Consider the following 13,078-nt stretch of genomic DNA (forward strand, 5'->3'; position numbering starts at 1 on the left):
TCCCTCCCTCATTGAACGTCGACGACTTGGATTGACTCAGTAACGGAACGGCCACGCCTGGAAGTACCGTCGGACCCGCAGCCACACGCCGAACAACCCCAGCGGCTCCAGCACCAACACCAGCACCACCACCAGCGACAGCAACACCGTCGCCTGCTGCGCGGACGTGAGCTGGTTCACCAGTGGAATCGCGCCGCCCACCGTCTCCGCCAGGGGACTCAAGAAGGTGAACGCGAGCGCGCCACTCACAGCGCCGAACACCGTGCCCACCCCTCCCAACACAATCATCGCGATGTATTGGATGGAGAGGTTCAGGTCGAAGGGCGGCTCGACGGTGATGTATTGCTGCTGGAACGCGAACATCGCCCCCGCGATACCCGCCAGGAAGGACGACACACCGAACGCCTGGAGCTTCGCCTGCGTCGTGCCGACCCCGAGCACCTCCGCCGCGAGGTCCTGGTCCCTCACCGCCATCATCGCCCTGCCACTGTCGGAGCGCTGGAGGTTCTTCGTCAGCCACACCGTGCCCGCGGCCAGGAGCGTGAAGACGAAGTACAACTTCCGCTCGAAGGTGAAGCCCACCCCACCCACCCGCCACGTCTCGCTCAGCGAAGCCGCCACGCCCGCGTCATCGCGGAACCACCAGTACATGGGCACCGCAGTCCCGCTCAGCCCGTTCGTCACCTCTGGATACGCGAGCAGCACGTGCTGCGTGAGGAACACCAGGCCCAGCGTGACGATGGCCAGATACAAACCCTTGAGCCGCAGCGCGAAGGCGCCGATGACCACGCCCACCAGCGCGGACACGCCACCCGCGAGGGGCAGCGCCAGCCAGAACGGCCAGCCATGCTTCGCGCCGAGCACCGCCACCGTGTACGCGCCCAGCGCGAGGAAGGCCGCGTGCCCCAGGCTCACCTGTCCCGCGAAGCCGGTGAGCACCATCAAAGACGCGGCGCCGACGATGGCCACCAGCCCCAGGTTGCCCACCGTGAGCCACCGCGTGCTCACCAGCCACGGGTACGCCAGGGCGATGCTCAATGTCAGCACCACGCCGGCCCTCTGCCACAGGCCGGGAAAGAGCTTCAGGTCGTCCTCGTACCGAATCACCAGGGGGCGGGTTGGCATGATGTCGTCTCGCGGCGCGCCTAGACGCGGCGCACCTCGTGCTCGCCCCAGAGTCCGCGTGGACGCAGGACCAGGAAGAGAATCATCGCGGCGTAGGGGAAGACGGCGTGGAAGTTGTGCCCGAAGGCGCCCAGGTGCGGATTCACATACGCCTGGGACAGCACCTCCAGCAGCCCCAGCATGAACGCCGCGACCACCGCGCCCACCACCGACTCCAGTCCTCCGACGATGATGGCGGGGAAGGCGCGCAGCGCCACGTAGCCCAGGTTGGAGTCCACCGAGCGCGGGAACATCCCCAGGAAGATGCCGGCCACCGCGGCCGTCGCTCCCGCCAGGAACCAGGTGAAGGCGAGCACCCGGCCCACGGGGATGCCCAGCACCAGGGCCACCTCCTGGTTCTCGCTCGCCGCGCGCATCGCCACGCCCATCGGCGTGCGCTGCACCAGCGCGTGCATCCCGACGAGCACCACCGTCGTCGCGCCCAGGGAGATGAGTGACGACAGGAGCACGGTGGCGTTGCCCACCTGCACCTCCGCCATCGCGTCCCACGGCGTCGGCATGCCGCGCGTGTCGGTGCCGAAGGCGATGACGATGCCCGCGCGCAGGAGCAACCCCAGGAACAGCGTCAGGATGATGGTGGTGAAGACGGGTCGCCCCACCATGCGCCGCAGGACGGTGCGCTCCAGGAGCGCGGCCAGTCCACCGGTGAGGCACGCGGAGGCGGCGAGCGCCAGCCACCACGGCATCACCTCGACGAGCGCGGTCATCAGGAACGCGCCCAGGCTGAGCAGCTCGCCGTGCGCGAAGTTGAAGAGTCGGGAGGCTCGGTAGACGACCGAGAAGCCCAGGGCGATGAGCGCGTAGCTCGCCCCGAGCGCCAGTCCCGAGATGCTGAGCTGGAGCAACTGCGTCATTCGCGTGTCCTCGCGTACATCTCTTCCACCAGCGCTGAATGCAGCGCGAGCACCGCCTTGCGCCGCACCTTGAGGGACGCCGTCACCTCACCCGCGTCCTGCGTCATCTCGCGCGCGAGCAGCCGGAAGGTGCGCACCTGCTCGACTCGCGCGAGTCCTTCATTGGCGCGTGCGACTTCCTCTTCGATGAGCTTGCGCACCTCGGGCCGCAGCGTGAGGTCCGTGTACGAGGTGAAGGCAATCTTGCGGCGCAGCGCCCAGTCCGCCACCGTCTCCGGGTCCACCTGCACCAGCGCGGTGACGAAGGCCCGGCGGTCGCCAATGGCCACCGCCTCCTTGATGTACGGACTGTTCTTCAGCGCGTTCTGGATGCGCTCGGGCGACAGGTTCTTTCCGCCGGAGGTGATGAGGATTTCGCGCTTGCGGCCGGTGATGCGCAGGTAGCCGTCCGCGTCGATATCGCCCAAGTCTCCGGTGTGCAGCCAGCCCTCGGAATCAAGGACCTCGGCGGTGGCCTCCGGCTTGTTGAGGTAGCCGAGGAACACGTTGGTCCCGCGCACCAGCACCTCGCCGTCCTCCGCGAGCCGACACTCCACGCCCGGCACGGCGCGTCCGACGGTGCCCAGTCGGGTGGCGCCCGGGACGTTGAGGTGGCTGGAGCCCGAGCCCTCCGTCTGGGCGTACCCCTCGTAGATGCGGACGCCGATGCTGTCGTACCAGGCGAGCAGCTCCGGAGAGATGGGCGCCGCGCCGGAGATGGGGAAGCGACAGCGCCGCAGTCCCAGGCGCTCCTGGAGCGGCCGGTAGACGAGCAGGTCTCCGACGCGCCACACGAGCGCGTCCCACCAGCGCCGCTGTCCGGTGCGCTCCCGCTCGCGAATCCCGGCGCCAAGTCGGGTGAAGGTGTTGAAGAGGGTGCGCTTGAGCCACGAGGCATCGCGCATCTTCACCGTCACCGACGCGTGCATCTTCTCCCAGATGCGCGGCACGCCCAGGAACACGGTGGGGGAGACCTCGGCCACGTCGTGCTGCACCGTCTCCAGGGCCTCACCGAAGTGGACCTTCCCTCCGACGACGAGCGGCAACAGCAGGCTGAACAGCTTCTCCGCGACGTGACACAGCGGCAGGTACGAGACGACGCTGTCGTCCTGGCCCAACCCGAGCTGCGCGGTGAAGGTCGCCGAGCCCTCCAGCATGTTGCGGCTGGAGATGAGCGCTCCCTTGGGCGCCCCCGTGGTCCCCGACGTGTAGATGACCATGGCCCCCTCGTCGGGCATGCGTCGCGCGAGCTGCTCGCGGAGCCAGCCCGGCTCCCGCTCCAGGAGCGTGCGCCCTTCCTCGAGGAAGCGCTCCCACGTGCGCAGCCGTGCGTCCTCCACGCCGCGCAGTCCGCGGGGCTCGAGGACGAGGATGTGCTGGACGGAGGGTGTCTCGGCCGCGACGGTGGCGACCTTGTCGTACTGCTCCTGGTCCTCGCAGAGCACGACGCGGCACTGGGCGTCGTTGAGGATGTAGGCCACATCGGAGGGGGGATTCGTCTGATAGATGCCGACGGAGCGCGCGCCGAGTGCCTGGGTGCCCAGGTCCGCGAACAACCACTCCGGCCGGTTGTCGCTGATGATGGCCACCGAGTCTCCGGCGCGCACGCCCAGCTCCCACAACATCCGCGCCACCCAGCCGACGCGCTCCAGGTAGCCCTGGAAGGACAGCTCGTTCCAGATGCCCAGGCGCTTCTCGCGGATGGCCACCGCGTGCGGGTGCTGCTCCGCGCGTTGGAAGAGCTGGCCCGGGAGGCTCAGGGGAAGCGCCGCGTTCATGCCGCCACCGCCCCGCCCACGTACGCGCTCAGCACGCGCGTGTCCTCGCGCAGCGCGGAAGGTGGCCCGTTCGCGATGACCTGGCCCCGGTCCAGCACCGTCACCTGCGTGGCCAGGTCCATCACGAAGCGCAGCTCGTGGCCGATGAGCACCTGCGTCACCCCCAGCTCGTGACGGATGTCGAGCAGGTGGTTCGCCATGTCCTCCGTCTCCTCTTGATTGAGTCCCGCCGTGGGCTCATCCAGCAGCAGCAGCTTCGGCTCCATGCACAGCGCGCGGCCCAGCTCCACGCGCTTGCGGATGCCGTAGGGCAGCACCGAGACGGGCATCCACCGGTAGTGCTCCAGGTTGAGGAAGTCGATGACCTCTTCGGCCTTCTCGCGGTGGCGGACCTCCTCCGCGCGCGCCCCTCGCGTCCAGAACAGGTTGCGCAACAGCCCCGTCTGGTACTTCGGGTGACGGCCGAGCAGCAGGTTCTCCAACACCGTGAGGTGCTCGAAGAGGGCCAGGTTCTGGAACATCCGCGCCACGCCGCGCCGGGCAATCTCCGGAGGCTCCAGGCCCGCGAGCGCCTGTCCTTCCAGCCTCACGCGGCCCTCCATGTGGCGATGGATGCCGCTGATGCAGTTGAAGAGGCTGCTCTTGCCCGCGCCATTGGGACCAATCACGGCGTGCAGCGCGCCGGCCTCGATGGAGAACGAGACGCCATCCAGGGCACGTACCCCGGAGAAGGAAAGGCCCACGTTGTCGAGCTCCAGCAGTGCCATTCCTCACCCTTCATGAAAGCCAGCGCCGCTTGCGCCGATACCGCTTCAGCTCGTGGTAGCCACGCTGCCCCTCGCGTCCGAAGCCCAGGTAGAACTCCTGCACGTCGGGGTCCTCGCGAAGCTTGTCCGCGGGGCCGTCCAGCACCACCTTGCCCGTCTCCAGCACGTAGCCGTGGCTGGCCAGCGTCAGCGCGACCCGCGCGTTCTGCTCCACGAGCAACACCGCGACGCCCTCCGCGCTGATGCGCTGAATCAGCTCCGACACCTCGCCCACGGCCTTGGGCGACAGGCCCAGGAAGGGCTCGTCCAGGAGCAGCACCTTGGGCCGTCGCATCAGTCCCCGGCAGATGGCCAGCAGCTGCTGCTCTCCACCGGAGAGGTAGCCGGCCTTCTGTCGCCGTCGCTCGCGCAGCACGGGGAAGCGCGTGAAGGCGGACTCGACCAGTTCCTTGCGTGCCTGGGCGCCCATGCCGAAGCCGCCCGCCAGGAGGTTCTCCTCCACCGACAGCTCGCCGAGGATGCGACGTCCCTCGAGCACCTGCACCACGCCCGCGTGCACGCGCCCGTCGGCGGGAAGGGCCAGGAGGCTCTGCCCGGACAGCTCCACCTTGCCCTGGGTGATAGCGCCGTCGTGCATGTCGAGCAGGCCGCTGATGGCGCGCAGCGCGGTGGACTTGCCCGCGCCATTGGGCCCGAGGAGGGCCACCACGCCCTGGTGAGGAACCTCCAGGGTGATGCCCCGGAGGGCCCGCACCGCTGAGTGATAGACGACCTGGAGGTTCTGCACGCGCAGCAGGGCAGGACTACTTGCTGTCATCGGCGGCCTTGGCGGCAGAGGCACCCAGCGCCTTCGGCGGCGCGAAGCCCGCGACGACACTCCAGCTCCCCTGGTCGAGCACGGGCTTGAGGACCCGCGCGCCGACGGACGTCTCGTAGGGGAACCGGGACAGGTCCACCGGCTCCACCGTCATGCCGCCGGCGGTGGTGCGGGTGATGCCCTTGAGCGCCTTGAGGTAGCCGGCGCGCGTGACGTCCTTGGACTCGATGGCGGCCTTGAGCGCTTCAATCTGCACGCGGCCCTGGACGTAGGAGGACAGCGTGTAGAAGTCCTTCGGCGTGTTGGGGTACTTCGCGACCAGGGCGAGGAAGTCCTTCATGCCGGGCACGTCGTCGCCCCAGAAGGTGAGCCCCGTGGCCCAGTAGAAGTTGGCGAAGACGGCGCCGGGGATGACCTTCGCGTCGAAGAAGCGGTCCACCCACGCGGGCGTCTGGCCCACCCAGGTGGGCTGATACTTGAGTTGCGCGGCCGTGCCCAGGATGGGACCCGAGGCGCTGGGCAGCACCGTGAGCAACACGTAGTTGGCGCCGGACTGCTGGAGCGCGGTGATGATGGCGGCGAAGTCCTTCTGTCCCGGCGCGACGCTCTGCTGAGAGACGATGGTGACGCCGTGGTGCTTCGCGGCCTCGCTCCAACCCTCCAGGCCGTCCTTCCCGTAGTCATCACCCTGCGCGACGATGGCGGCCTTCACCTTGTCCGCGCCGCCCGCGTGCTCCACGGCCCAGTCCATGGCGCGCATCGCCTCCATCTTGTAGGAGGCGCCAATGGGCGGCGTGTACTGGTGTCGCGCCATCTCCGAGGACTGCGACGCGGGGAAGGCCACCAGGTTGTCCGCCGTCATCTTGTCGCGCAGGGGCAGCGTGTTGGGCGTGCCGAAGCTGGTGCCCAGGAACAGCACGCGGTCGTGGATGTCGCTGTACGCCTGCACGGCGTTCTGCGGGTTGTAGGCGTGGTCCCGCTCGACGAGCTCGATGCGCCAGCCGGGCGGCAGCAGGCCGGAGTCACCCGCGTTCACCTGCTGGGCGAGCAGCCGCTTGCCCGCGGCGAAGGGCTTGCCGATGGCCGCGCCGGGGCCGCTCTCGTCATTGAGCGCGCCGATGTAGACGACCTTCTTCTCCAGGTCGACGCCCTTGTCTGTCTTGATGTCTGGTGCCGCCACGGGACGCTCCTGCGCGCCCTCCGACGGTGGTGTCGAAGCCTCTTCCTTCTTGCAAGCCATCAAACAGAAAGCTGTCGCCAGGAGTCCGACCACGAGTCGTTGCATCGCACTCTCCCCGTCAGAATCGTGGCGGAACAGTAGCCACACTCCCCTCGAAGAGGAAAGACAGTCACCCGTAATTCGATGGCTGTATTTCGCAGGGCGGAACGTCCTGGAAGGTTGTCTTGATTGTGTTTCGCACGGCGAAAATGTTTCGGGTGATGACACATTGCGCCAGGGAAACGGGGCGCGAACGAAGGCCTGTCAGGTCCGTGGGGCCAGCGCGTCGCTGGGGGCGCCCCGCATGCCCCTACCCGAACGGAATTTTCCCCGGCTCGATGCTTTCGGTGACCCTCTCCCGGAGCAGGCACACAGTCGCTGTGGCACCGTGCGCTTCTGGCACGCACCGGGCCCTGAGGGTTTTCCACGAGGCGTGGTGGCGCACGCCTTCTCCGAGGACTCGCGCAGGCTCGTCACATCGGGAGACTCGACGACCCGGGTGTGGAACCTGGAGGACGGCCGGGAGCTGCTCTCGCTCCGAGGAGACTCGAGGAGGGTGAACGCCGTGCTCTACCTGCCGGACGAGCGCATCGTCACCGGGAGCGATGGGGGCACGATGAGGTTGTGGGACGCGCGCAGTGGCGCGGAGCTGCGGCGCTGGGAGGGACTGGGCACGGACATCCGCAGCCTCGCGCGCTCGCCGGACGGGCGGATGTTGCTGGCCGGCACCCAGTATCCGAGTGGCTTCGTCGTGTTCGACCTGGAGCGGGAAGAAGAAGTCCGGCGCGTCCAGCTCGAAGACAGTCCTGGTTCAGCGGAGTGGCTGGTGTTCTCGCCGGATGGCGGCAGCCTGTTGGTGCTGGAGAACAGCAACGAGCCTTTTCGGCTGTCTGTCTTCGATACGGCGAACTGGAGCCCGCGCTGGTCCGTCCAGGGGGATGCCGAGTGCGGGCCGCCATGGGTGCACTTCACGCCAGAGGGTGCGTTCATCCGGTGCAAGCAGTCAGGGGCCGGCTTGAGGCGCATCGTGCGCACGTATGACGCCCGGACGGGGGAGTGTGTGGGCGACGTCGAGCAACGCGTGTCCAGCAGCGCAAGTCAGTTGCTCCCCGATGGTCGTCAGGTGCGAATCCTGAATCGACGGTTGCTCTTCACCCGAGGCGAGGCGCTGGAGGAGTGGCTGGAGCTGCCGAGCTCATACGGTTGCGCTGGCTGGAGTTTCGTCATCTCCCCTGATGGTCGGTGGGCATCGTTCGCGAAGCGGGAGTCCTGGGCCCACCTGCTGGTGGACATCCATACCCGGCGCGAGGTGCCGGGGCCCGCGCATCGCCACGGGGTGGAGCAGCTCACCTTCTCCTCGGACGGGAGGCACCTCCTCACGGCGTCGGGGGATGGCACGGTCCGGGTGTGGGACCGCGACTCGGGCCGGGAGGTGCGTCGTGAGTCGTTCTCATCGGAGGGGGCCTGCGTCCATGTGAGGGGCGGGCGTGCATTCAGGCTGTTGCCCCAGCATGGGGGCATGCGACTGAGCGGCCTGCTCGGAGGGGCCGACGTGGAGCTGGAGGAGAGATGCTCCAACGGTTCGTCGACGGTCTGGTCCGACGACATGGGGATGCTCGCGGAGAGTGAGAGCTGGTACGAGCATCGCTGGATACGCGTCGTCGACGCACGGACCGGACGGCCTCTCTGGAGGAAGGACCTCGCGCCCGAGGACCTCGCGCTGCGTGTGCTGTCCCGGTCGGGGCGGCTCGGCGTCATCTCACGCAGATGTCCGCCGCCCGGGGACAACACCGTCGAGCTGCGGCTGGTGGACCTGGAGAAGGATGAATGGCTGTCCTCGGTCCATGTGTCGAAGGGGAATCGCTTTCGTGCGCTCACCCCGGATGACAAGTGGGTCGTGCTCCAGAAGGAGTACGGGCACGTGCTCCTGGTGGAGCTCGAGCACCCGAATCGTCAAGTCCGGCTGGAGGTCCCCGACCCCGCGTTCGCGGTGACGTGTTCCCATGACGGACTGCTCGTGGCCACGGGTGACATGGCGGGCCGAGTGAGGGTGTGGAGCCGCGAGGGGACGCTCCTGGCCACGCTCGAAGGCCACGCCCATTCGGTTGGCGCGCTGGCGTTCTCGGAGGATGGCGCCTTCCTGGCCTCGGGGGGCTACGACGCCGTGGCCCTCATCTGGCCTCGGAGCGCGTGGACTCAGTCCAGCGCCGACTCCGAGGTGACGATGCCGTCCGCATCCGCGTAGAGGCGATGTCCGGGCTTGAAGATGACGCCCGCGAAGCGCACCTCCGCGTCGCGCTGTCCCTCGTTGCGCTTGGAGCTCTTGAGCGGATGCGTGCCCAGGGCCTTCACGCCGATGGCCGTGCGGCCCACTTCCTCCGAGTCCCGGATGCAGCCGTTCACGATGATGCCCGCCCAGCCGTTCTGCTGCGCGAGCAGCGCGAGCTGGTCGCCCACCAGCGCGCAGCGACGGCTGCCACCGCCATCCACCACGAGCACTCGCCCCGCGCCTGGTTCCTCCAGGGCCTTGCGGACGAGCGAGTTGTCCTCCGGCGCGCGCACGGTGCTGATGAGGCCCGAGAACGTGGTCCGCCCGCCGTAGTCGACGAAGCCGGGCTCGGCGACCTGGAAGTGGGCCGTGCCCGAGTGGGTGTCACACAGGTCCGCCGTCTTGAAGTCCATGGGAGTCTCCTGGGTCCTCGGGTCCGCCGTCACATCGCTGTATCAGCGCGTCTTCCAGGTCCATGATGCCCCGGCCTCTCGCTCGGATGTGCGTCCTGGTGTGATTTTCCAGGGATACGTTGCCGACGTCTCAACGCGACGTGTCCATAACCGACACTCGACAGGACGGAGAAGCGGCGAGCATGGGGGCAGGCGAGAGGAGAGGCGGGAGACGTCGCGGCGCGTGCTATGGAACGCGGCATGAATCACGCTCACAGTCAGTCCCTGTTCGCCCGCGCGCAGGCGCGCATCCCGGGTGGAGTGAACTCTCCGGTGCGCGCCTTCCGTGGCGTCGGCGGGGACCCTGTCTTCTTCCGTGAGGGCTCCGGAGCCTGGCTCACCGACGTGGATGGCAACCGCTACGTCGACCTAGTGGGGAGCTGGGGGCCGCTCATCCTTGGCCACGCCTACCCGCCCATCGTGGAGGCCATCATCGACGCGGCCCGGTGCGGCTCGTCGTTCGGCGCGCCCCATGCGGGCGAGGTGGAGTTCGCGGAGCTCATCTGCGGGACGATGCCGGCGGTGGAGATGGTGCGGCTGGTGTCCAGCGGCACGGAGGCCACGGTGGCCGCCATCCGCGTGGCGCGCGGCTTCACCGGTCGCGAGCACATCCTCAAGTTCGAGGGCTGCTTCCACGGCGCGGGAGACCCGTTCCTGGTGAAGGCGGGCAGTGGCGTGGAGACGCTGGGCCTGCCGGACTCGCCGGGCGTGCCCGCGGCGCTGGCGAAGCTCACGCTCACCGCGCCCTATAACGACCTGGCGGCCGTGGAGCGCATCTTCGCGGAGAAGGGGCAGGACATCGCCTGCGCCATCATCGAGCCGGTGGTGGGCAACATGGGCGTGCTGGTGCCCAAGCCGGGCTACCTCCAGGGCCTCCAGGCCCTGTGTCAGAAGCACGGCGTGCTGCTGGTGCTGGACGAGGTGATGACGGGCTTCCGGCTGGCGCGTGGTGGAGCGCAGGAAGTGTACGGGCTGAAGCCGGACCTGACGACGATGGCCAAGGTGATTGGCGGCGGCATGCCGCTGGGCGCCTATGGCGGTCGCGCGGACATCATGCGGAAGGTGGCGCCAGCGGGGCCCGTGTATCAGTCCGGCACGTTGTCGGGGAACCCGGTGGCGGTGGCGGCGGGGCTGGCGTGTCTCAAGGCGCTGGCGGCGCCGGGGACGTACGCGAGGCTGGAGCAGGTGAGCCGCATGCTGGAGGAGGGCTTCATCGCCGAGGCGAAGGCCGCCGGTGTGCCCGTCACCGTCAACCGCGTGGGCAGCATGCTGACGGTGTTCTTCACGGCGGAGCCGGTGTTCGACTACACGAGCGCGAAGACGTCGGACACGGGGCGCTTCGGACGCTTCTTCCACGCCATGTTGGACGCGGGCGTGTACCTGCCGCCGAGCCAGTACGAAGCGGCCTTCGTCTCGCTGGCCATTGGCGAGGCGGAGGTGGCGCACGTGCTCGGGGCGGCGAGAAAGGCCTTCCGCTCGCTTGGCCAGACCGGTTGAGCCGACGCCCCTCGAGGGGCCCGTTCGCTTCGGTCCCTATACCCTGGTGCGCCGCATTGGCGCCGGGGGGATGGGAGAGGTCTTCCTCGCGCGCGAGGAGGCGCCGCGCCGCGCATGCGTGGTGAAGAAGGTCCTGCCGCAGCTCATGGAGAGCCCGCAGTTCGTGGGGCGCTTCCGCGACGAGGCCCGGGTGGTGGTGCGGCTGACGCATCCCAACATCGCCCGCGTGTATGCGATGGGCGAGGTGGAGGGGCAGCTGTACCTCTCCATGGAGTACGTCCGAGGCAAGACGCTGAGCCGGCTCTCGTATCGGCTGCGGCAGCTGGGGCGGATGATGCCCTTGGGTATCATCCTGCATCTGGGCGAGCGGCTGTGTGAGGGATTGGCCTATGCGCACGATGCCACGGATGAAGAAGGGCATGCGTTGCATCTGGTGCACCGGGATTTGTCACCGGCCAATGTGTGTATCAGCTACGACGGCGAGGTGAAGATCATCGACTTCGGCGCGGCGCAGTCCACGCTGAAGGAGCAGCAGACGGCGCCCCGGGTGGTGATTGGGAATCTGACGTACATGTCGCCGGAGCAGGCGCGCAAGCGCTTCGTGGACCGGCGCGCGGATGTGTACGCGGTGGGCGTGTTGCTGTGGGAGCTGTGCGCGTGGAAGCCGCTGTCGCAGCGGGGAGACCCGGTGGAGCGCTGGCGCCGCGCGGCGTATCCGCAGTGGGAGAACGCGGGGAAGCATCGGCAGGGGCTGCCGTCGAGCGTGGATGCGTTCCTGATGCGCGCGCTCACGGCGGAGCCGGCGAATCGTTTCCCGGACGCGGCGGCGATGGGGGCGGAACTCGCGCGACTGAAGGCGAAGCTCGCGCCCGGCGTGGGGGACGCGGAGCTCGCGAGGCTGCTGGCGCTGGTCTTCCCGCGCGAGAAGAAGGCGGAGGAGAAGCTGCTCGAGGAGCTGCTGCGCGAGGAGGCGAAGCGCTCGCATACCGAGCCGGAGCTCGTCGCGACGCTCACCCCGCCGACGGCGCTCGCGTTCGAGCACAATGCCATCTACACGCCGGATGACTTCGTTCCGTCCGAGCGGGCGCAGGTGGGCCCGCGGCCCGAGGCCGAGGATGAGCCGACGCGCGCGGCCGGTGCTCGAGGTCCGGGCGACGATGAGCCGACGCATGTCGCTGGCGGGCGTGGCCCCGGTGAGGATGAGCCGACGCATGTGGCGGGTGGACGCGGCCCCGGCGACGATGAGCCGACGCGCGCGGATGCTCCGAGGAGAACCGCGTCGAGTGAGTTGCGACATGCGGTGGGGCTGCAAGGCCCCGGCGACGATGAGCCGACGCGAGCGGCTGGTCCGAGGCGAACTGCGTCGAGCGAGTTGAGACACGCGGAGGGGATGCAAGGCCCCGGCGACGATGAGCCGACGCGCGCTGCTGGTCCGGTGCGAACAGGGTCAGGCGAGCCGAGACAGGGCCCCGGCGACGACGAGCCGACGCGCGCTGCTGGTCCAGTGCGAACAGGGTCAGGCGAGCCGAGACAAGGTCCCGGCGACGACGAGCCGACGCGCGCGGATGGATGGGGAAACGCCGACGAGGATGAACCCACCGCCGTGGCCGTGCCTCCGCGAGTGGACGCACCGCGTGTCGATGACCCCCTGGCGACGATGCCTCTCCGGGCGGAAGACCTCGCAGCGCGGACCGCGCAATACGGAACCTACCTCTCGGAGTCGGACGCGAGTTCCGAGCGTGGAGGTGTCGGCACAGGGACTCGCTCGAAGCCCGCCTCTCCCGTCGAAGCGACCGAGGCCCTGGATGCGGCGAAGGTCCTCGTGGCCATCGAGCAGGCGGCCTCCGCGCGAGCCAGTGGTGCCCACGAGCCCCTGTTCCCGCCGGGCGCCGAGGACACCGTGACGCCCGCCATGTCGAGACATGCCCCCCGGCGCGCGCCGCGCGAGACGCAGGTCGGTTTCGGTATCGACATCTCGCAGACGGTGGCCACGGAGGCCCTCGAGGCGCGTCGACTGGAGTTGGTGCGTGCCATCACCGGTGACGGCGAGGTCCTCACCGCGGAGCCCGAGCCCTCCGGTGGATGGCTTCAGGGCTCCCGCGTCTGGCTCGCCGTCGCGCTGTTCACGGGCGCGTCGCTGCTGGGGCTGCTCGTGGCGTGGCTCACGATGTGGCGCTGACAGCCCACCCTCCTCTCGACTT

The 13,078-nt window shown here is 68.8% G+C and carries 10 protein-coding genes; 3 read left to right on the top strand and 7 right to left on the bottom strand.

Going from position 1 to position 13,078, the window contains the following annotated elements; all coding sequences use genetic code 11:
- Positions 1-36 precede the first annotated feature (36 nt).
- The 6 genes from HUA78_RS36605 to HUA78_RS36630 are packed head-to-tail and all read right to left on the bottom strand — an operon-like array spanning position 37 to position 6,680.
- Positions 37-1,125 carry a branched-chain amino acid ABC transporter permease gene (locus tag HUA78_RS36605; protein WP_174478312.1) on the bottom strand — a complete coding sequence of 363 codons (1,089 nt, stop codon included), beginning with the start codon at positions 1,123-1,125 and terminating at the stop codon, positions 37-39.
- A gap of 20 nt (positions 1,126-1,145) precedes the next feature.
- Complete coding sequence (locus tag HUA78_RS36610) at positions 1,146-2,039, bottom strand: branched-chain amino acid ABC transporter permease (RefSeq protein ID WP_141647709.1); 894 nt, start codon at positions 2,037-2,039, stop codon at positions 1,146-1,148.
- Complete coding sequence (locus HUA78_RS36615; RefSeq protein ID WP_174478313.1) at positions 2,036-3,856, bottom strand: long-chain fatty acid--CoA ligase; 1,821 nt, start codon at positions 3,854-3,856, stop codon at positions 2,036-2,038. Before HUA78_RS36615 ends, HUA78_RS36610 begins: the two co-directional genes overlap by 4 nt.
- Positions 3,853-4,623, bottom strand: coding sequence for an ABC transporter ATP-binding protein (locus tag HUA78_RS36620; protein ID WP_174478314.1), 771 nt, complete (start codon positions 4,621-4,623; stop codon positions 3,853-3,855). The genes HUA78_RS36615 and HUA78_RS36620 overlap by 4 nt, the downstream gene beginning before the upstream one ends.
- 10 nt (positions 4,624-4,633) lie before the next feature.
- A complete protein-coding gene (locus tag HUA78_RS36625; protein ID WP_174478315.1) occupies positions 4,634-5,440 on the bottom strand; it encodes an ABC transporter ATP-binding protein in 807 nt (268 codons plus the stop codon).
- A complete protein-coding gene (locus tag HUA78_RS36630; RefSeq protein WP_217442735.1) occupies positions 5,427-6,680 on the bottom strand; it encodes an ABC transporter substrate-binding protein in 1,254 nt (417 codons plus the stop codon). The genes HUA78_RS36625 and HUA78_RS36630 overlap by 14 nt, the downstream gene beginning before the upstream one ends.
- 415 nt (positions 6,681-7,095) lie before the next feature.
- Here HUA78_RS36630 and HUA78_RS36635 point away from each other — a divergent pair, with 415 nt between their 5' ends.
- Complete coding sequence (locus HUA78_RS36635) at positions 7,096-8,904, top strand: hypothetical protein (protein WP_174478316.1); 1,809 nt, start codon at positions 7,096-7,098, stop codon at positions 8,902-8,904.
- On the opposite strand, the gene rraA is transcribed toward HUA78_RS36635, so the two are convergent.
- Positions 8,856-9,341: a ribonuclease E activity regulator RraA gene (rraA, locus tag HUA78_RS36640; RefSeq protein WP_174478317.1), complete on the bottom strand. Its 486-nt coding sequence runs from the start codon at positions 9,339-9,341 to the stop codon at positions 8,856-8,858. The two genes, HUA78_RS36635 and rraA, sit on opposite strands and share 49 nt — an antisense overlap.
- 240 nt (positions 9,342-9,581) lie before the next feature.
- Here rraA and hemL point away from each other — a divergent pair, with 240 nt between their 5' ends.
- Together hemL and HUA78_RS36650 are read left to right on the top strand one after the other, a co-directional pair.
- Complete coding sequence (hemL, locus tag HUA78_RS36645; protein WP_174478318.1) at positions 9,582-10,877, top strand: glutamate-1-semialdehyde 2,1-aminomutase; 1,296 nt, start codon at positions 9,582-9,584, stop codon at positions 10,875-10,877.
- Positions 10,861-13,056: a serine/threonine-protein kinase gene (locus HUA78_RS36650; RefSeq protein ID WP_254624099.1), complete on the top strand. Its 2,196-nt coding sequence runs from the start codon at positions 10,861-10,863 to the stop codon at positions 13,054-13,056. The genes hemL and HUA78_RS36650 overlap by 17 nt, the downstream gene beginning before the upstream one ends.
- Positions 13,057-13,078: the final 22 nt, after the last annotated feature.

The organism is Myxococcus sp. CA033 (assembly GCF_013336625.1).
GTDB lineage: Bacteria > Myxococcota > Myxococcia > Myxococcales > Myxococcaceae > Myxococcus > Myxococcus llanfairpwllgwyngyllgogerychwyrndrobwllllantysiliogogogochensis.

Coding starts and splice junctions, on each gene's coding strand:
- HUA78_RS36605 (WP_174478312.1), bottom strand. CDS start 1,125: ATGCCAACCCGCCCCCTGGTGATTCGGTACGAGGACGACCTGAAGCTC.
- HUA78_RS36610 (WP_141647709.1), bottom strand. CDS start 2,039: ATGACGCAGTTGCTCCAGCTCAGCATCTCGGGACTGGCGCTCGGGGCG.
- HUA78_RS36615 (WP_174478313.1), bottom strand. CDS start 3,856: ATGAACGCGGCGCTTCCCCTGAGCCTCCCGGGCCAGCTCTTCCAACGC.
- HUA78_RS36620 (WP_174478314.1), bottom strand. CDS start 4,623: ATGGCACTGCTGGAGCTCGACAACGTGGGCCTTTCCTTCTCCGGGGTA.
- HUA78_RS36625 (WP_174478315.1), bottom strand. CDS start 5,440: ATGACAGCAAGTAGTCCTGCCCTGCTGCGCGTGCAGAACCTCCAGGTC.
- HUA78_RS36630 (WP_217442735.1), bottom strand. CDS start 6,680: ATGGCTTGCAAGAAGGAAGAGGCTTCGACACCACCGTCGGAGGGCGCG.
- rraA (WP_174478317.1), bottom strand. CDS start 9,341: ATGGACTTCAAGACGGCGGACCTGTGTGACACCCACTCGGGCACGGCC.
- hemL (WP_174478318.1), top strand. CDS start 9,582: ATGAATCACGCTCACAGTCAGTCCCTGTTCGCCCGCGCGCAGGCGCGC.